Source organism: Dyadobacter sp. CY312 (genome assembly GCF_021390535.1).
Classification (GTDB): domain Bacteria; phylum Bacteroidota; class Bacteroidia; order Cytophagales; family Spirosomataceae; genus Dyadobacter.
The window spans coordinates 92,439-112,805 of the sequence record NZ_JAJUXG010000004.1; the positions used below are offsets into that span (position 1 = coordinate 92,439).

General features: G+C 44.1%; 15 protein-coding genes. 9 read left to right on the forward strand and 6 right to left on the reverse strand.

Translation table 11 applies throughout. The features are described from left to right. Nucleotides 1–28 precede the first annotated feature (28 nt). The 5 genes from LZG71_RS07200 (at nt 29) to LZG71_RS07220 (ending at nt 7,787) form a co-directional block, all read left to right on the forward strand. A complete protein-coding gene (locus tag LZG71_RS07200; protein WP_233818508.1) occupies nt 29–1,396 on the forward strand; it encodes an arylsulfatase in 1,368 nt (455 codons plus the stop codon). A gap of 202 nt (nt 1,397–1,598) precedes the next feature. Continuing rightward, entirely contained in the window at nt 1,599–1,892 is a 294-nt protein-coding gene (locus tag LZG71_RS07205) for a type II toxin-antitoxin system HigB family toxin (RefSeq protein WP_233818510.1), read from the forward strand. Beyond that, nucleotides 1,889–2,272, forward strand: coding sequence for a type II toxin-antitoxin system HigA family antitoxin (locus LZG71_RS07210; RefSeq protein ID WP_233818511.1), 384 nt, complete (start codon nt 1,889–1,891; stop codon nt 2,270–2,272). The genes LZG71_RS07205 and LZG71_RS07210 overlap by 4 nt, the downstream gene beginning before the upstream one ends. A 913-nt stretch (nt 2,273–3,185) precedes the next feature. Next, nucleotides 3,186–6,314 carry a TonB-dependent receptor gene (locus LZG71_RS07215; protein ID WP_233818513.1) on the forward strand — a complete coding sequence of 1,043 codons (3,129 nt, stop codon included), beginning with the start codon at nt 3,186–3,188 and terminating at the stop codon, nt 6,312–6,314. Nucleotides 6,315–6,344: 30 nt separating this feature from the next. Beyond that, a complete protein-coding gene (locus LZG71_RS07220) occupies nt 6,345–7,787 on the forward strand; it encodes a RagB/SusD family nutrient uptake outer membrane protein (RefSeq protein ID WP_233818515.1) in 1,443 nt (480 codons plus the stop codon). A gap of 78 nt (nt 7,788–7,865) precedes the next feature. Here LZG71_RS07220 and LZG71_RS07225 read toward each other — a convergent pair whose 3' ends face one another. Together LZG71_RS07225 and LZG71_RS07230 are read right to left on the reverse strand one after the other, a co-directional pair. Beyond that, nucleotides 7,866–8,285: a VOC family protein gene (locus tag LZG71_RS07225; RefSeq protein ID WP_233818517.1), complete on the reverse strand. Its 420-nt coding sequence runs from the start codon at nt 8,283–8,285 to the stop codon at nt 7,866–7,868. 52 nt (nt 8,286–8,337) lie between these two features. Further along, nucleotides 8,338–8,757, reverse strand: a complete 420-nt coding sequence (locus LZG71_RS07230; RefSeq protein ID WP_233818519.1) for a VOC family protein — start codon at nt 8,755–8,757, stop codon at nt 8,338–8,340. 205 nt (nt 8,758–8,962) lie between these two features. Between LZG71_RS07230 and LZG71_RS07235 the strand changes: the two genes are divergently transcribed. The 4 genes from LZG71_RS07235 to LZG71_RS07250 all read left to right on the forward strand — a co-directional run bounded on the left by LZG71_RS07235 (nt 8,963) and on the right by LZG71_RS07250 (nt 12,762). Further along, nucleotides 8,963–9,343, forward strand: coding sequence for an AraC family transcriptional regulator (locus LZG71_RS07235; protein ID WP_233818521.1), 381 nt, complete (start codon nt 8,963–8,965; stop codon nt 9,341–9,343). Nucleotides 9,344–9,495: 152 nt separating this feature from the next. Beyond that, on the forward strand, nt 9,496–10,026 hold the full coding sequence (locus LZG71_RS07240; protein WP_233818523.1) for a trans-aconitate 2-methyltransferase: 531 nt from the start codon (nt 9,496–9,498) through the stop codon (nt 10,024–10,026). A gap of 20 nt (nt 10,027–10,046) precedes the next feature. Then, nucleotides 10,047–11,654: a Na+/H+ antiporter gene (locus tag LZG71_RS07245; protein WP_233818525.1), complete on the forward strand. Its 1,608-nt coding sequence runs from the start codon at nt 10,047–10,049 to the stop codon at nt 11,652–11,654. A gap of 103 nt (nt 11,655–11,757) precedes the next feature. Next, complete coding sequence (locus LZG71_RS07250) at nt 11,758–12,762, forward strand: bestrophin family protein (protein ID WP_233818527.1); 1,005 nt, start codon at nt 11,758–11,760, stop codon at nt 12,760–12,762. A gap of 122 nt (nt 12,763–12,884) precedes the next feature. On the opposite strand, the gene LZG71_RS07255 is transcribed toward LZG71_RS07250, so the two are convergent. Genes LZG71_RS07255 through LZG71_RS07270 form a run of 4 tightly spaced genes read right to left on the reverse strand, consistent with a single transcriptional unit; the run spans nt 12,885 to nt 20,362 of the window. Next, nucleotides 12,885–13,895 carry a DUF5627 domain-containing protein gene (locus LZG71_RS07255; protein WP_233818529.1) on the reverse strand — a complete coding sequence of 337 codons (1,011 nt, stop codon included), beginning with the start codon at nt 13,893–13,895 and terminating at the stop codon, nt 12,885–12,887. Between the two features lie 23 nt (nt 13,896–13,918). Further along, entirely contained in the window at nt 13,919–15,673 is a 1,755-nt protein-coding gene (locus tag LZG71_RS07260) for a RagB/SusD family nutrient uptake outer membrane protein (protein ID WP_233818531.1), read from the reverse strand. 12 nt (nt 15,674–15,685) lie between these two features. After that, nucleotides 15,686–18,523 carry a SusC/RagA family TonB-linked outer membrane protein gene (locus LZG71_RS07265; RefSeq protein WP_233818533.1) on the reverse strand — a complete coding sequence of 946 codons (2,838 nt, stop codon included), beginning with the start codon at nt 18,521–18,523 and terminating at the stop codon, nt 15,686–15,688. A gap of 30 nt (nt 18,524–18,553) precedes the next feature. After that, nucleotides 18,554–20,362, reverse strand: coding sequence for a RagB/SusD family nutrient uptake outer membrane protein (locus LZG71_RS07270; RefSeq protein WP_233818535.1), 1,809 nt, complete (start codon nt 20,360–20,362; stop codon nt 18,554–18,556). Nucleotides 20,363–20,367 lie beyond the last annotated feature (5 nt).

Sequence of the window (20,367 nt, forward strand, 5' to 3'; positions counted from 1 at the left end):
AAATGTTGAATGTGTAATTTGATAAAATATGAATAAAATAAAATTATTAATTGGTGCGCTTTTGATTTCGGCAACTGCCTGGGCTCAGCAGACACCTAATATTGTTTTTATCCTGGCTGATGATCTTGGTTATGGCGATTTGGGAGTTTACGGACAGAAATTGATACGTACACCAAACATTGATCAGCTCGCAAAAGAAGGCGTGAAGTTTACCGATTTTTATGCCGGTGCACCTGTCTGCTCTCCTTCACGGAGCGTGTTGATGACCGGGCAGCATACAGGGCATACGACCATTCGGGGAAACATGACCAAACAGGGTGGCAAGCCTGGAAATAAGGGAAATAAAACCATTTACAGGGCTAATCTGGCTGTGAACGATTTTACGATTGGAAACTTGCTCAGAGAGTCTGGCTATACAACAGCAATGGCTGGTAAATGGCATTTGGACGGTTATGACAGCCTGGCAACGCCTATTCACCGGGGTTTCGATTATTTCTCTGGTTGGTTGATCAGTTATCCAGAAACTTATGCAAACGGCTATTGGCCTACGCAACGTTATGTGAATGGAACGACTGTGAGTATTGATAAGAACAAAAACGAAGCAAAGGGCTATTATGCTGATGCCATCACAACGGACGAAGCTCTGGACTTTTTAACAAAACAGAAAAATACAAAAAAGCCATTTATGCTGATGGTCAATTACAACAATCCGCACTCACCGCTGGATGCTCCCGACAACTCAGCTTACGCAGATAAAGAATGGCCGGAAAGCATGAAAACATACGCTTCGATGGTGCACAATCTGGATCAGAATGTAGGAAAAATTAAAAAGTACCTGGTTGATCATGATCTGAAAAATACCATAGTTTTCTTCTGTTCAGACAATGGAGCAAGATCCGAAGGAACGAAAAAGTTGACTGAGGTGGCGGAATTTTTCAACTCCGGCGGAGAACTAAAAGGTTACAAACGTGACATGTACGACGGCGGAATTCGGATCCCTATGATCGTCTGGGCGCCTGGATTACTGCCAGCAGGAAAAGTGGATCACATACCGGGTTACTTTGCCGACATCATGCCCACCTTCGCCGGTATTGCAAAATCCAAAGTGAAATACCAATCCGATGGAACCAACATTCTGTCTTTTGCGGGAGCCAAAAAGGAGCCGGCAAAACCAAGATTTTTGTATTGGGAATTTTTTGAAAACGGTTTCGAACAAGCCGTTCGATATGGAGACTGGAAAGCAGTGAAACGAGCTGGCAAACTGGAACTTTACAATATTTCGAAAGATATAGGTGAAAAGAATGATGTTGCTGCCCAAAATCCAGCGGTGGTTAAAACCATAGAAACCTACCTGACAACAAGCCGGACCGAATCACCGTTCTGGCCATTGAATTAGCGAGGGGTATTTGGTCCTGGTAACATTATTGAAGCGCCTGTCAACTTTAGTTGGCGGGTGTTTTTTTGTGGTACGCCTGTATAAATATGTAGAAGTCGCGTTCCAACTTGTATAAGACTTATAATTGAAATTTAGATTTTAATAATTTAATTAAGAAATTCTGAATTTAATTGTTAATTTTATTCGTTCATCAACAAATATCATGATTATATTCAGTTACAAAACGATCAGAGATTTCTGTGACATATATGCTGAAACCTCTGATGCTCTGAACAATTGGTACACCATTGTTTCAAAGGCTAATTTTTCGAATTTTAATGATTTGCGACTTATGTTTAACTCTGTTGATGCCGTGGGAAATGATTTATATGTTTTTAATATTAAGGGAAACCATTATCGCCTAATAGCAAGAATTCATTTCAATGTCAGGACAGTATACATCAAATTCGTAGGAACTCACAAACAATATGACAAACTTGATTTGACTAAATTATGAAAATGAATAAAACCAAATACGTGATTACTTCCGAAGAACAGCATGCAGAAATGCTTTTAAAAATTGATGCATTGATGAGGAAAGGAGAAAAGAATGTGACAGAGGAGGAGTCAGAAGAAATAAGAGCCATCGGAACCGCGTTGCAAAAATACGAACAGGGAATTTACACAATCCCTACTCCTGCAACGTTGGAAGGAATGATTGAGCTACGTATGTATGAAATGCGCCTCAAACAAAAGGATCTTGCAGAAACTCTTGGGGTGTCTCCCGTGAAATTATCTATGATTCTCCGTGGCAAGCAAAAACCCGATATTCCTTTTATCAAAGCCCTTCATACCAAATTGAAGGTGCCCGCTGATTTTATATTGGAGCACATCTGAAATACATTCCAACACGTGAGCCTTTTCATTTAGTCTTAGTGCCGTAGTTGCATGAGCTTACATGCCTACGGCACTTATTTTTAGCGTCAATATTCCGGTTGATTCTAATCTAACAAATCCGTTTTGTCATTATAGTTGTTGGTAAGCCAAATCTGTTCATTACAACGTACTACAACTTATTTATGGAAACGTGACATTCCGGCACCGACTTTTCCTTGCTCTAAGTCTTCTTTTTCAGAATTATGTATTGTTGCCTCTCTATGCTCGAATACTTATATTGGTAAATGTGAAAAATCTGATATTTTATTCTACACTATTTCGGAATAGTAATATATATGCTTGTTATTGTTAATTGTTGCCGAATAATACTTTATTGTTGTTAAAATTGCTTGGGTTTAGGTTAATATCGGTAAAGAATCCATATTGTAATGTCCTTAATATTGTGATAGCGAATCCGGAAGCGCCTTTTGCAGAGTCATTTAATCAAGAGGTTTGTGCTCTTCATAATTTTAGTTTAGTGTAGGATAAAAATTGTTTAAAGTATCTATGTAGCCAGGAAACAAAGTTTCGGTTCACATTGCTTCGTTGCGTATATACCTGTACGATCAGCGTTTGCTGCAATGTATTTTTACTGCGAAAGGATAACGTCATGCGGAATGGCTGGATGTTGTTCATTGATCATTTAGATTGATTCGTTTGCAAAACATGGGTTTGCTTCGGGGATGGCTGGTGTCTTCCTGACGAAGTCCTCATGTCCGTGAATAGCTGTTTACCTTGAATTATTAAGAATTTTTGTTTGCCACTTATCAAAGGGAAACGGGACGCTGGCTTTGCGTGCCCTGTTCGCGGTTGTGTATTGCGTCTATTGCTTGCCAAAAAGTTTAAATGTTGAGTCTTAACCTATAAATACAGTATGAGAAAGTATCTTTATCTGATGTGCTGTTTGCTGCTGACACAGGTCGCGCTGGCACAAACAAAATCGATCACGGGAACGGTGATCGGCAAAAATGACAATAAGCCCATTCCGGGAGCTACCATTCGGGTGGAAGGAACTTCGTCGGGAACACAAACAAACGCGGAAGGGGTATTTAGTTTACAGGTGCCGGAGAAAAGTGTGCTTACAATATCTTTTATAGGTTATGTAAAAGAGACGGTTCAGACAGACAATAGAAAAGACTATCAGATTTCCTTAGCCGAGGATGCCACAGCTTTGCAGGAGGTTGTGATTAATGCCGCCTATGGAACCTCCGATAAAAAAGCATTTACAGGTTCTGCCACTGTGGTAGGCAGCGAACGGATCATGTCCACGCAGCCAACAAACCTGTCTCAGTCGTTACAGGGAACGAGTCCGGGTGTGCAGGTGCTTAACACAAACGGTGCTCCTGGTAGCGATGCAACCATCGTGATTCGTGGTTTAAGTTCTGTTGGAGGTGGAAACAGTCCGCTTTACATACTGGACGGTATGCCTTACGATGGTAACCTGAACTCGATCAACCCGAATGATATTGCCAGCATGACCGTGTTGAAAGATGCGGCTGCAACTACGCTTTACGGTTCACGTGCTGCTAATGGTGTTTTGGTGATCACAACCAAAAAAGGAACATCTTCCAAACCCACAATTAATGTGAGAAGCAACTGGGGCTATTCTGATATGGCCGTTGCCTATCCGGATAAATTACAACCACAGCAGCTTCTTGAAATTGCCTGGGAAGCGCTGCGAAATGGTAGAATGGACAGGGGAATCGCTGCCGATGTAGCGGCTCAATATGCTACGGACAATGTGGTGCAGGAGTATTTTCAAAACCGTGAAAGAAACGTTTACAACACGGCAACGCCGATCGGCCTGGATGGAAAATTGAAAGCGGATGCAGTACAACTTTATTCGGGCGACTGGCTGAGCGAGTATTTCAAGCCGCGATTGAGACAGGAATACAGCCTCGATATCAGTGGAGCTACGGGTGAAAACAATAAGACATCCTACTTTATTTCCGGTTCGTATCTGAATGATAAAGGTAGTTTTAAAGTGCAGGAATTCAGTCGTTTCTCCGGTCGTGCCAATGTCAATTCGCAGGTGAATAAATGGCTGAATCTTGGAACGAATATTTCTTACGGTCATTCGAAACAACAAAATCCAAATGTACAGGCTCGATTTACACGTGTGATGCCGTCGGTGTATCCGGTGTACGAATGGGATTACACCAACGGAGGCTATAAGCGCGATCCTTACGGAAACCTGATGCCAGATTATGGCGATGCAACCCGTACCGAATGGAGAGGCTGGAACCCGGGTTTTGTGGGTGATTATAAAAACCCTTATGACTGGAATTTCGATTACAACCAAACGGACAACCTTTCTACAAGAAACTTTGCAGAAGTACAGATACTTCCAAGTCTTAAATTCAGAAGTGGAATCAGTACCGATTTTCAGCTGTATTCTGCTCACGCATATCAGTCGTCAACGCTTACTTCTACTGCTGGTTACGGTGGTTGGGGATCAAGGTCTTCCGATCGCAGGTTTTCCTATACCTTCAATAACCTGATGACTTACGATAAGGATTTCGGTCTACACAATGTAAACCTTTTGGCAGGACAGGAAATATACCGTGCCCGTTACAATTACCTGAATGCCGGTAAACAGCGTTTTGCTTTGGGTGGTTTATATGAATTGGGTGCAGCAGCTGAAATGTCCTCATCAAGTTCTTCGGAAGACAATTATCGTTTGATGAGCTATTTGTCCCGTTTTGAGTACAACTACAATCAAAAATATTATCTATCGGCCAGTTTCCGTAAGGATGGTTCTTCAAGATTTTCGCCAGACAATCGATGGGGTAACTTCTGGTCCGTTGGTGGAGCCTGGATCATTTCAGCAGAAAACTTCCTGAAAGGTGCAGGATGGATCGATAATCTGAAAATTCGTGCCAGCCATGGTGTGGTTGGTAACGACCGGGTTGCAGCAGGATATTATGCATACCAGGGACTTTACGCAACCGGAAGTAACGACTACAACGATCCGGGAGTAATTCTTTCAAAATTGCCAACGCCAAATCTGGTTTGGGAAAGTAATGAGCAAACTGACCTTGGTGTTGATTTTCAGCTGTTCGGTCGCAGGTTACACGGAACATTGGATTTGTTCAGTCGTAAATCGAAGGATTTGATTTTCAACAGACCATTGGCTCCGTCTGTTGGTTTGAGCAGCATTTCAGAAAACATTGGTGATATTAAAAATGATGGTATCGAATTGGAATTGGGTACGTACATTTTCAAGAATAAAGATTTCGCCTGGAATATTGATCTGAATGCATCTCACTACAAAAATGTAATTACCCGCTTGCCACAGAAAGAGATCATCGACGGTCGTTTTAAAATGATGGAAGGCAAATCCCGCTATGAGTTTTTCCTGGTAGACTGGGCTGGTGTAAATCCTGAAACCGGAAACAATACCTGGTACAAATACAACGCCGACGGAAGCCGTACAGTTACGGAACTGTATACCGAAGTGAATAACAACGATCAGAAAAGATTTCAGGGTAGCTCATTGCCGGATCTGTTCGGTGCACTTACCAACTCATTCAATTACAAAGGTTTTGATCTTTCCGTAATGCTTTATTACAGTGTTGGTGGCAAACTTTATGATGCTGATTATGCAGAAGGTGTAAGGTACAGAAGAGGTTTCAATATGAGTACAGATATTCTGGATCGCTGGACACCGGAAAATACCGACACACGCATTCCACGTATTTCAGAATTTACACAAACAAACGTAGGTTCAGCCTCATCCCAGTACTTGTTTGACAACAGCTTCCTGAGACTTCGCAACGTTTCTCTTGGTTATTCATTGCCAAAAAATGTGGTTCAGAAACTGAGAGTTGGTAACATCAAATTGTTCGCTCAGGGCACCAACCTATTCACCTGGGGTGAAGCTGCAAAAAGAGGTACTGATCCTGAAACCGGTCTGAACGGAACGGTTGCCAACGGAACAAATGGCGATGGTGCCGGTTCAATCAGAAAAAGCTGGTCATTCGGCTTACAGGCTACTTTGTAATCAAGTCATCAAAGCAAAATCATCAAAGACATGAAGTTTAAAAAGATATTAATATACAGTTTGACCGCCCTGCTGGCTTTTTCATCCACAGGATGTGAAAAAGATTTCCTGGAAACCGGTCCTTCCACCGCCATTTCGGATGAACTTTTGTTCAAAACAGTAAGCGGTGCACAGAATGCAATGAACGGCGTTTACAATTACATGCGTCTGCGTAGTCAGGATATTGAATTTGGAACCATCATGCAGTTTAACAACGGATTCGACATCATGGGGCAAGACCTGATCGTGAGAAATTCAATGGGGCAAATGCAGGTTTACTATGCGCATAACACCAATCCTACCAGAGCCGATGGTGCGATGAGCTTTCAGGTTTGGACGTACTTCTACACGATCATCAACAATGTCAATATCATTCTTGACAACATCGACAGATCGGAAGGAAATGCGGCACAGAAAAGTGCAATCAAAGGACAGGCCATGGCGATCCGGGGCTGGGCATATTTTTATCTGGTTCGTTTTTATCAGCAATCCTACAACGTAGCCAAGGATATGCCCGGTGTTCCATATTACGACAAAGGTGCAACTACCGAAGGCAAGCCGCGCGAAAAGGTTTCAGTTATTTACGCCAATGTGGTTAATGACCTGAAAGGTGCGATTGACTTGTTGGGACCTTACAGCAGAGCCTACAAAAGTCAGATCAACCAACCGGTAGCGCAGGGAATATTGGCAGAGGTATATTTGACAATGGAGGATTGGGCTAATGCAGAGGCAATGGCAAAAGCTGCCAAGACCAACTTCCCGCTTATGAGTGGGACAGAGTTCCAGGCAGGTTTCAACGACTGGGCCAATGCGGAATGGATGTGGGGTGTACACCAGTCTTCGACCCAGAATTTCGGAAACGGATCACCTTTTACACTTTGGGCAAACCAGACGAGGGGAACACGCTGGACATTTGATTTTCTTTATGTAAATGACAAGTTTAAGGATCTGTTTGAGAAAGATGATGTACGTAACCAGTTTTGGTTCAGAACCGACCACGGGCATTGGACGTCCAACAAATTCAGAGAAGCGCAGGACGATTTTTATGGTGATGTGGTACTGATGCGTTCTGCGGAAATGTATCTGATCGAAGCCGAATCGCTGGCACGACAAGGTAAAGACGTGGAAGCAAAGGACGTATTGTGGATGTTGCAGGATATAAGAAAAGCAACCCGCTCTGTTACAACAGGAAACGCGCTGATCGAAGACATTTTGCTGGAACGCAGAAAAGAACTGTATTCGGAAGGTGTAGCCTGGTTCGATCTGATCAGAACGGGAAAACCAGTGAAACGCAGCGGCGACCATCCTGCTATGGTTGAAATTCCTGCCCGGTCATGGAGATTTATTTTACAATTGCCGGTGAACGAATTCAATAGTAACAATAGCCTGGTTAGCAGCGACCAGAATCCCTACGACGGCGTATATCAACCCTGATTATTCCTGAATTCTTAATATGAAAACGGCTTCATGATCAGTTCACGAAGCCGTTTTCTTTAAATATTAAACAGCTTTTCAGTGCGAGGCAGTGTTGTAATTGATCATCCAGAGAATACCGAATTTATCTTTCAGTGAGCCAAAATAATCGCCCCAGAACATGTCATCCATTGGCATTTCAATTTCTCCGCCATCGGCCAATGCATTAAAAATACGGTCTGCTTCTTCTCTGGAATCAGGGCTCAGAGAAATGTAAGAATAGTTGCCGGGGATGAGCTTGTGACCCATTGATTCCACACAGTCGGATGCCATCAGTATGTCGTTTCCAATGGGCAGCGAAACGTGCATGGCCAGGTTTTTCTCTGATTCCGAAAAATTCTCCGATCCCGGTGCGTTTCCCATTTTCTGTATAGATATTTCACCGCCAAATATGGATTGGTAAAAATTGAATGCAGCTTCTGCGGTTCCGTTGAAGTTTAAATAGGTGTTAATTTTCATTGTTGTTAATTGTTTAGTTTTAAGATGGTTATTTAATATTGATTTGGCTAAATTACTGTTGAGGCATCTTGCTCATGTCCATGTGCAGCATGGCCCAGCGATGTCCGTCCAGGTCTTCAAAACCCATTACATACATCCAGCCTTCTGCTTCACCTGGTTCCGCAAAAATTTTTCCGCCTGCATTTCTTGCCGTTTCAGCCATGGCGTCCACTTCTTCCCGGCTTTCAGCGTCGATGTTGATCAGCATTTCTTTTCCCTTTGCCGTATCCGATAAAGGATTGTGAACGATGTGAGCAAATGCGGCTTCCGGAAATAACATCAGTACAAAGTCTTTTTCGCCAATGAAAAAACTTCCCACATGCGGATTTTGCTCATGCATTGGGTTGCTCCGGAATCCGATGGCTTTAAAGAACTCCTTTGACTTTTGCAGATCCTTCACCGGAATATTCAGCCACGCCTGTTTAACGCTCATGATGTATATCGTTTTAATTGTGATGTAAAAGTCCTTTACTGTTAACCATTTGAATAGCACAAATATCAGAATATCTTGTGTTTAAAAAACGGTGGGAAAGCGACAATTAAGGGGGGCGAATGTGACAAACCGTGAGGAGGGGTTTTGCATGCACCTACCCAAACTTTTAAATAATTTCAGATATTTGTAGTTTGAAATTGACAAGATGCCGGATAACAAAAAACACACTATAAAACGAAGCGAAGAAATTACCTCAACGTATTTTGCATTTCTGGACAACCACCTGAGCGACATCGTTGCCGGGGATGTGACCAGAATGTTGGAATTGAATGAGATTGCGGATGAAATGAATATTTCGCACACACATCTTACCGATACCGTACAGCAGACCACCGGCAATCACCCCTGTTATTTTTACGATCATAAAATCTTGAATATTGCCAAGGTATTGCTGAAAGACCAGACACTGTCTATTGCCGAAATAGCTCGTATACTGACTTACGATCCGTCTAATTTTTCTAAGTTTTTTAAGAAGTTCGTTTCCATGACACCGGGAGAGTTTCGGAAAACCTTACAGGAAGTTTAAAGCCGCTATTATCGGTAAGTATATCTGATCGGGAAAATGAATTTCCGAAAAGTTCACCATACTGTATTTCTCATATTATGCGAATTTTACGGAATGCTATATTGTATAGCAATTGGTGAGGATCTATTAAAAGGGTAAGTTAAGAGAGATAAATGAAGATTCAAGAAGCAACAGCACTGCTGAGCAAAGCAGGTTTTAATACTTCTGCTCCACAAACATGGCTGGATCTTGGTTGTGGAAGCGGCACTTTTACCTACGCGCTGGGCAATTTGCTGCCAGATGGAAGTAAAATATACGGCATGGATCAACACCCCCAGAAGCTGGAATCACTTGCAGGAAATCATGTGCGTATTGAGTTCAAATTGTCAGACTTTGAGACAGTGGAGTTTGCTGTAAATGAAAAGCCGAACGGAGTTATGATGGGTAATTCCCTTCATTATGTCAGAGATAAAAAAGCATTTCTTGACAGGCTAATGAATCGATTTTCATCAATCAGTCAAATGATTATCATCGAATATGATACGCAAAGAGCAAATCAATGGGTTCCGTATCCGATTACTTTTTTACAGTTGCAACGTTTGCTGCGAGATACAGGATTTACACAAATACAAAAGATCGCCGAAAGGCCTTCAATTTACGGGCAGGGTAATATGTATGTAGCTGATATCCAGAACACAAAATGATTTTACACTAAAATAACTATATGCACCACACTTTACTTCTGATTCTTGGTTTGCTCTTTCTCATGTTTCTGCTTGTGATGCTGGCGCAGCGGATCCGTATTGCCTATCCCATTTTTTTAGTCATAGCCGGTCTGGCCATGAGTTTTATTCCGGGCGTTCCGCAATTGCATCTGGATCCCGAATTAATATTCCTGATTTTCCTGCCGCCACTTTTGTACGAAGCCGCCTGGTATACTTCCTGGAACGATTTCTGGAAATGGAAAAGACCTATTGCCCTGCTTGCTTTCGGACTGGTATTTTTCACTTCGATGGTTGTCGCTTATACTTCTGTCGCCATCATTCCTGGTTTCACACTAGCATTGGGCTTTTTGCTTGGAGGAATTGTTTCGCCTCCCGACGCTGTTGCTGCGGCCACGGTTCTGAAAGGAATAAAAGTTCCTAAAAGGCTGATCACGATTCTGGAAGGTGAAAGTCTTGTCAACGACGCATCTTCACTGATTGTATTCAAATTTGCCCTTGCGGCAGTTTTAACAGGAGCTTTTTCAATGCAGGAAGCCACAGGTCAGTTTTTTCTGGTTGCCAGTATGGGTATCGTTGTCGGACTTGCAGGGGCGCACATCATGTATGTCGTTCACCGGTTTTTACCCACAACGCCTGCTATTGATGCCGCGCTCACGGTAATGACACCCTACATTCTGTTTCTGGCTGCCGAGCATTTTCACTTTTCGGGTGTGATGGCTGTTGTAAGCGGCGGTTTGTTTATGTCGTATCGTTCGCATGAAGTGTTCCAAACCGGAAGCACAAGGCTGAATATGCTTGGCGTATGGATCACCATGATTTTCGTAATGAACGCACTGGTATTCATCTTAATCGGCTTGTCACTTCCTGAAATTGTGCAGGGGTTAGGTGAATATTCTATTGCAGATGGCATCAGGTATGGCGTCATCGTCAGCGCTATTATTATTGTGCTTAGATTTCTTTGGGTGTATCCGGCAGCACACGTACCGCGATGGCTGAGTGCGAAAGTCAGGCAGGATCCTTCGCCGGGTTGGAAGGGACCCGTAATCATTAGTTGGGCAGGGATGAGAGGAGTGGTTTCCCTGGCAACGGCTTTGTCTATTCCATTAATGATGGGTGATGGCGTGGCTTTTCCACAGCGTAATCTTATCATTTTTATCACATTCGTAGTTATTTTCATTACTCTTGTATTCCAGGGACTTACGTTACCCATTGTGATCAGGCTGATTAAATTGGAAGAAATAGACAAAATGATGCCCGAAGATGAGCAACGTGCCGGAATACAGTTGCGTTTGGATTCCATTGCCCTGCAATTATTGACGGACAAGTACAGCAGCGAGGTTTCGGGAAATGAGCTGGTTGGTCAGATGAAAAACTATGTTGAAAGCGAAATCGACGCATTGCAGGAAAGGCTTTCTTCTTTGGAAAGCATTCACATGAAGCACGCGGAAATAGCAGAATATCACCATGTATTGCTCGGTATTTACGCAGCACAACGCAAGGAGTTATTTCAGCTAAGAAAGGAGAAATTTTTCAGCGACGAGGAGATCCGGAAGGCTGAACTTCAACTGGACCTCAATGAGCTTAAAGTAACAGGCGGAGGGCATTAGCAGGAGTTTTCTGTCGACTGCTGATAGCCGAAAACAAAATTGTCATACACTATAATTCGTGATAAGGTATAATTTGTAAAAAACGTAATTAACAAACGCAACGATGTATATAGGAATTAGGTATAAACTTGTTCATTTCATCCCGTGGACCAGGAAGAAAATTTATAAAATGCTGTTGATCAGTGTCATTCCAACACTGCTGTTTTATTTTTTTGGCTGGACCTGGTTGGCTATTCCGTGGGTTCCGGTTGCTTTGCTGGGAACGGCCACAGCTTTTATATCAGGCTTTAACAATACACAGACATACAACAGACTGTGGGAAGCCAGGCAAATTTACGGCGCGATTATCAACACGAGCCGGGCGCTTGGTATGATGGTAAAGGACTTCGTGAGAACGGACGACAAGTCGCAGGAAAGATTATTACATAAAGAGATTTTTTACCGGCATTTTGCCTGGCTTACTGCCCTTCGTTTTCAGCTAAGGGAGAGCAAAGCCTGGGAGAATGTGAAGACCAAAAGTTATAACCGCGAATATCTTCAATATTACACCGTACCAGAGTGGGAGAGCAGCCTGGACGAAGAGCTGAAACTATACCTTGCTGAGGACGAGCGGCAGTTTATCTTATCTAAAAAAAACAAGGCGGTTCAGATCATCGCTGCGCAGACAGATCAGTTGCGGAAGCTCAATGAAGCCGGTGCCATTTCCGATTTCAATTATGTTGCCTTGGAAAATCAGTTTAAAGACCTGTATGACCAGCAGGGTAAATGTGAGCGTATTAAAAACTTCCCGTATCCAAGGCAGTTCGCGACCATCAATATATTTTTTACCAATGCTTTTGTAATGCTTTTGCCGTTCGGTTTTTTAAATGAATTTTCCAAAATCGGAGAAAACTACATCTGGTTCACGATTCCTTTCAGCGTGCTTACAGGCTGGGTGTTTCTGGTGTTGCAGCAAATCGGGGAGAGTACCGAAAATCCGTTCGAGGGAAATGCAAACGATGTATCCATCACACAGATCAGCCGGAATATAGAAATAGACCTGCGCGACATGTTGGGAGAAAAAGACCTGCCGGCTCCTATGGCGCCAGTGAATGATATTTTGATGTAAGAGAGTTTTTTTCTTACAGCATCCTTTTTAAGCATGCTTTGTGATAAAGCCAAGCCGGTAGGCTAAACCAGCCTCTGACCAACTGGTCAGAGGCTGGTTTAGCAATGCGAAGCATAGTTTTTTTAAAATACCCTCGGAGCATAAACTTCCATCACCACACCGCGGTCACGGGCAACCAGGGTTTCTTTGGCCTGATAGGTATTTTTTCCTTTTACAACGGTATAATTCAGCTCAATGCCGTTTCTGGCTTTGTTTCCCCACTCAAAAGCACCAGTTTTGAATTCGCCGGTTCCGGTGACTGTATAATCCGGACTGGCTGATGTTACTGTACATTTTCCATTGGTGAAGTTGAGCAGGAGCCTGAGTTGTCCGCTTAGTTTGTCGGATTGAAAAGAGGTGTTATAGGCAACCTGATTTCTTCCGCTGGTGGTGAGCAGGATCACACCATTTTGTTCAACATATTGCGCTTTGTAAACCTTCTGTTCAATGAGGGCACCCGTTGAATCTGTTACGCTGGTTTCACCATGGAAAAAGTAATTTCCATGAAACTCATTGATGTATTTGATGGCAAACATGGTAAAGTTTTTTGGAGCTACTGTCCAGTTTCCGGCAACGCGTGGATCGGCATTCGGGTTGGTAGTTCTTCCGGATACGATGGAATCCACATCGGGTGAGCCTACGAGTTTTAAAGGAACTACATAGCCCAGTTTAATTGCCTTTGGGTCATTGAAAAATGCGTCCGTCAACTGTACCTCAATTCCACCGTTGAATTTCCCTTTCGGAATTACGAGGGAATTGGTCGAGCTCAGTGTGTAGTAATTACGGGGTAGCGGCCGAATGGTATCTCCGTTTGCATTAAATAAAATATTCCGGCAAAGCGTTTCATCTACCGCAATTTCGAAGTTGCGATCTTTCCCATTTTCATACACGCCACCCATGGCTGCCGATATGACAAACTTATGTGCGTTGTCATTGGAGTTGTCATAAATATCGTCTCCCAAAATGAGCGTCCTGACAGGATACTGATAAGGAAAATATCCTGCTGTGTAGTCGAAGTCAGGATGTACTATATCGGCATTTTTGCAGGAAAACATGCCGGTAAGCAACGCAAGGTATAAACAGATCCTTTTCATGGATTTATAGTTAATGTTTTTTATTAATTCCAACCCTGGTTTTGAACAAAACCAAACTTGATGATCTCTCTCTCCGGAATAGGTCCGTAATGCATGTAGGCGTTGTCGTATACCCGGTTTTCAACATTAAAATAATTGAACTCCCCGGAGTTGCTGATACGCACTCCCTTCGCAGGTTCGGCCAGATTCTCTTTCCAGCGACGCATATCCCAGAAGCGGAAACCTTCAAAACACAATTCCAGTCTGCGTTCATTTCTGATGAGCGTTCGCATGGCTTCCTTGCTGGTCACAGACACCAGGTAAGAATCCGGCTGAACAATTCCTGCACGTTTTCTGATCAGCCCGATAATATCTTTTGCTGAATAGGCGTTAGGTCCTGTTCCTTCCGGTCCCCAGGCTTCATTTGCAGCTTCGGCATAATTCAGGTACAATTCCGTGTACCTGATATGTGTGTTGAAATGCTTCTGGTTAGAAGCAGAGGCGGGGTTTACGTTTACGTCTTCACGCAGCAGTTTTTTTAGATAATACCCTGTTCGCGTGGAGTTGGGAACTGCTTCAATGGCGTTGTCACCTCCGCCTTCGGCTGTTGTGATCACCGTGTTTCTCAGCCTGCTGCCGTTGTAAACGATATACAATGAAAGACGCGGGTCGCGGTTTTCGTATGGTTTGGCAGGATTGTATAGCGACTTTGGATCTGAAATGGGGTAGCCATTTGCAGCCGGAAAAGCGTCGACCAGGTTCTGGGTTGGGTTTATCCTTCCCGTGCCGTATAGTGATGGAGGAAAGTTACTGGTTTCCCGTACCCGGTCGGTGTAAATCGGGCGTCTCCACATAATTTCCTTGCTGTCAAGCTTATCACCTGTCGTGATGTCTGCCTCATCCACCTGTTCTTTCAGATAAAAAATATGACCTTTTGGATCAATACCCGCAATCCCCCCGATGTCATTAAGCAACTGAGCTGTATTGTTGGCAGCCGTTTGCCACAATGTGGTGTTGTTGGTTAGGTTAAAAGCCGGGCTGGCTGCCAGGAGCGCTGCACGTGCTTTTATGGCAAGGGCATGTCTGCCACTCATTCTTTGCTGGCTGTAATCACCAAAAACCTCATTGTAGTCAGCTACATCGACGGACTCGAAACCAACCGGAACTGCTGCACGGTTGCCATAGTCCATAGGGACGTATTTTAAAGCCTCTGCAATATCCGCATTGATACTTGCCATTGACTCTTCAAAAGTGGGACGTGGAGCCGCAAAATCTTCTTGAGTTTCCAGGAATTTGTCGTAAACAGGCGTTCCAAGAAGTGTCCCGTTAGCACCGACACCGCCATGGTTGCGAAGCAAAAAATATTTGAGCATAGCTCTCAGGGCGTAGGATTCTCCTTTGAATTTACGGATATACAAATCCTTCACTTTGAGGTTGGTCCATTTCCAGGGCACATTGTCAACCACGGTTAAAAACTGGTTGATATACAGAATCCCTCTGTTGGCTGTCGTCCACAATTCCTGCGGATTGAGCCTTGGAGACCATTCCCCGTTCGCGATCCGGAGGTATTCGCTCAGGCGGTCGTTGGTAACTGCGTCGTCTGTCGCTACCTCGTCGTAACGATAATCGTTTGTGGGGATCTGTGTATATGCGGTTATGAGTAATCCTTCTGCAAAAGCCGGGTCGCGGTATACACGGTCCAGCGTGTTGTGGTTGTCGTCTTCCGGTTCCAGCATGGTGCATGATGGATTCAGGAAAAGGACAAACAATGTCAGTAAAAAACAAGTATATGATTTCATACAATTATCATTTTAAAAGTTAGCTCTCACACCCAGAGAAAAGGTCCGGTACAAAGGTTCACTTCCTGCTCGCACATATTTTTCTCTTGGATTTTTTGCCATTTGAAAAAGATCAGAAGCATTCGCGAAAATATCTGTCCCGCTCATCAGCAGCTTTTTAGAGAGTACTTCGGGAAGGCTGTATGTAAGCTGCACTCTACGGATCTGGAAGTAATCCTGCTTAAACTGCCAGAAGTCGGAACGGCGGAAATTGTTTGTGCTGGTTTGTGAACTCAGGCGGGGGTACGTAGCAGTTCCGGCTGTTTCAGGCGTCCAGCTGCCCAGCACCACTTCCGAATATTTCCTGTTTCCATCGATACGAAAATAGTTACTTTCTGTAAAACCGGTAGATCCTGCACTTCCTTCTCCAAGTACATAAAGACTTAGATTTTTATAACCGACTCTTGCCTGAATCCCGCCTGAGAAAGGAGATTGCCACCGACCCAGATAGACTTCATCATTTGCGTTGATGATACCATCGTTGTTCTGATCCTGGTATTTAAGATCTCCGGGCCGTACAGTTCCAAATGAGTGAATGGGTGAGTTGTCTACATCCGCCTGATCTTTAAAATAACCCAGAGATTTAAGGCCAAAATAGGCATCACGTGGTCGCCCCGCCCGGTTTTGGTAATCATTATCCCAGATCTCATTCACGACATCACGTTTAGAGGTGATGTAAAGCGCATTAACACCGGCCATGAAAGTCCAGTTGCCGATACTTTTGTTGTAGGTGATACCCAACTCAGCACCGGTATACTTGTCGGCTTCAAAGTTTTCATATCCAACAAAATTGTCGTAAAAGCTTGGATACTCTACATTTGGCCTCACAACCAGATTGTTGTAATAATTGTAAAATACATTTGCCTGCACTTCAATCGTCTTGTTGAAAAAAAGTCCGTCCAGTCCGAGATTGATCTCGTTTCGGCGTGCAAAATCCAGCTGATCATTGTTACTCCAGCCGGATACTACGCCGCTGCGGCTTCTTGTACCTTCATACCAGTTGTATGAACCGGAAGTATTGTAACGATTGTCGTAAAGGAAGAAATTGCTGATCGGAATATCTGATTTCAGAATTCCGGCAGAAACACGCAGTTTCAGATAATCAATGGCAGAAACCGAGGAAAGGAAGGCTTCTTTGTTCAGCATCCACGACAAACCTACTGACGGCGAAAAACCTCTGCGGTTATTTTCCGAAAGCTTCACTGAATTGGCATAATTGGCGCTGAAATCAATAATGTATTTGCTGGCATAAGTGTAGGCAGCCTGGAAGCCCAGATGCGTATTTTTTACACCCTGAAAAACAGATATGTCGCCACTTTCTTTAAAGGAGCTTCCAAAACCGATCAGGCTTGCTGTGACCCGGTGATTGTTGGCAAAGGTACGATCGTACTTAAACTGACCGTAGAAACCCACTCTCCTTCGGTAGGCAGAACCACCCACAACCTGTGTGCCCGGACGTGTGTCACGGCCATGTTGCGTAAGCGAGATGATTTTGTCTTCTGTAGCTGACCATGTTGGTGCATACACCGAGTATTCATTCGCAACAGTCTGCGTATAGCCGGTCAGGTAGTCGAAACTGATGTTGGAGTGAGCCGACAATCCTGGTGTAACGGAAGCAAGGTCGAAATCAATCCGGTTGTTAAATGTGAATTTTCTGTAAATGGTCTGTATGTTTCCGGCGGCATAAGAATCTCCGAAAGGCGTGGTTACAAAGCTGGTATTTCCTCCCAAAAGATATTCACCATTCACGTCGTTTTTACGCGATCCTAACAAGGGGTTTTCGGGATCAATCAGACTGATCGGTAATAGAGGTGTATATTCATGTGGCCTGATAACCAGTGCCCGTTCCCAGTAATTGCCTCTTTGTGACTGATTACTACCGTAAAACGCAGCAGCATCTATCGACGTTTTGATCATTCTGTTCACTTTCAGATCCACATTCCCACGTACATTGAACTGGTTGTTTCTGGCGTTTTTACCTTCCCCAAAATTTAGCAGTCCACCTGTGGAATTCCAGCCTACGTTGGTGTAGAATTTAGCGTTGTCGTCGCCTCCCGAAAATTCCGTTACGATGTCATGATATGTTTTGAAAGGTCTCAGGAATTCATCAGAATAGTAATCCGTGCTTGGGTAGCGGTATGGGTTTCCTGATCTGTGGTTTTCAATTACCGCATCTGTGAATTGAGGGGTAAGGCCGTCGTTCACACGTGCTCTGTTGAAGTAAGTCATATAGTCTGCCGAGTTCAGGAATTTTGGCAGTTCTCTCGGCTTCGACAAACCATAGTTGAGGATCACATTGGATGTTGGCCGGTTGGCTTTACCCCGTTTGGTCGTAATCAGTACCACACCATTTACGGCTGCGCTTCCATACAAAATGGCTGAATTGATGTCTTTCAAAATGGTGATTGACTCAACTTCCGACAGGCGTAACCCTTCAATATCCCGCGGCAAACCATCTACAACGAACATGGCATTTCCTGAAAACAAACCGCTTCCGGTAATATCTCCCACTTCGATTCCAATCCCTACACCCCTGATACTGTTATTGCCAATCATACCGAGGGTACGTCCGGCAAGTGCGTTACTGACCCAGATGTTGTTATCGTATTTATTGATCGAAACCGCGTCCAGTACTGTAATCGCACCGGTGATGTTTTCGATCTGTGTTTTTTTGAAAGCTACGTTAACACCTTCGGATGGATTGTTGAGTACAACCACATTGTTCAGTGTCGTATCGGTCTGCGCTTTCAATTTTGCTGGGCTTATTAGCAGGAAGCCGCAGCAGAATAGTAAAACGAGTATGTTTCTCATTTGATAAGTTTTTTTAGATAAGTAAGGTGACTACCAACCCGGGTTTTGAGGGAAGTCTTTATACATCCTCGTGAATGACACCTGTATGGGAAGCCAGTTGTGCTTCTTTTCAACACTTCTGCGCACCACAAGCCTCTCGACAATGTTGATGGGTTTTCCATTGGCACCACGATTGAAGTCCAGGGCCGTTTTGTCGAGATAACGTGGATCTCCATTGCGATTCCAGCGGCGCAGGTCACAAAAACGGGCACCTTCGAAAGCAAGCTCAACGGCCCTTTCCCGAACTATTTCCTCAAAAAAAACATCTTTAGAAGTTGCGAATTTAGGATCCAGGTCAGGAAGCTGTGCTCGGTTGCGAACGGTATTCAGCGCTTTTTCGGCAGTCATCGTATAGTTGGATGAGGTTGCTTTCGGACCTCCGCCGGTTGCGAAGTTTACCGCTTCCGCATACATGAGGTATATATCCGCCATTCTCAGGTAGGGCTGATACGCCTGCAAGGCGTTAGCAAGTGTTGCCGTAAAAGCAGGACCGATGGGAGAGTAACGTTTGTAGTAATAACCGGTAACACTGGGCGGGTTGATCTGATTTCTGTGGAAACCGCCATTGTAAAGCTGGGCGAATTTGTCCGAACCGGCAGCACTGTGAATCTGGTCACCATCCACAACGATGTCCTTGTAGAAACGTGGCTCTCTTCCCGTCCATGGATCGTTTGGATTAAATCCCGATTTCGGATCGTCAATGGGCAGACCGTTTGCCATACCATAGTTTTTAGTGAAACTGTGTGCGGGTACGTCGGCATCTGAACCACTGTTCATGGCAAAAGAAGAGGGAACCGTAGCACCCATGGCCGACCAGCGTACACGGTCTCTCTGGAAAATGGTAGGCATCATAATCGCCTCAGTTCCGCCGGGACGCTCCCAGTTCCAGCGCCAGAAAATGTCTGTCCATGAGGCCCATGGCTGCAATTTGTATTGCCCTGTTTCATCTGCCAGTTTCAGGAACTCACCAAAAGCATCCGCAGCCTGCTTGGCTAGTACAGGGTCAAAAGCATTCACACCCTGTGCTTCTTCATTGATCATCGGGCTTGCCGCATACAACAGCGATTTACCCAGATAACCCAGCGCATGAAACTTGTTGATACGGTCGCGGTTTTGCCCCAATGTTGCTTGTCCGGGTTGTGATTTATCCCAATGTACGGGAAGCAAGTCCGCAGCAGCACGAAAATCGGCAGCCATTTTCTTTGCAGTTTCCTGAAAATTCAGTCTTTTGAACTCCTCGGTTGTCATCTCTTCCGAAGGGTTCAGGGCACGGTTGATGTAGGGCATTCCACCCCAGTAGCGGCATATCTCGAAATAAAACCAGCCACGAAAGAACAAGGCCTGGCCTCGCAGGTGGTCTTTTTCTTCCTGAGTTCCCTGAAACAAACCTTCCTGATCCAGCTTTTCAAGGGCTATATTTGCTTTGCGGATTCCGTACCAGGCATATTCCCACACCCTTTTTGTACGTGAATTGTTGTCGGTGGTATTAACCGTTTGTCCATAAAAGTAGGCTTCGTTACCCCAATAGTTACCGTTGTCGAATGCATAAGGGTAGTTATTGAGCGTTTCGTCGGCGAACAGGTACTTGTTCCATGCACCACCTTTGTTGGGATCCATGATACAGTTGTACATTTCCTCAATAAATCCCTGGAAGCTTATAAAGTTACCAAAAGCAACTTTTTCGGTAATGTCTGCCTCGGGAGCCTTGTCCAGATAACTCTCACAGGAAACCAGAAGGAGAGCTGAAAGCAACACCTTTGCCGACAGCATTTTGGTATATCTAAATGTAATATTTTTCATAATTT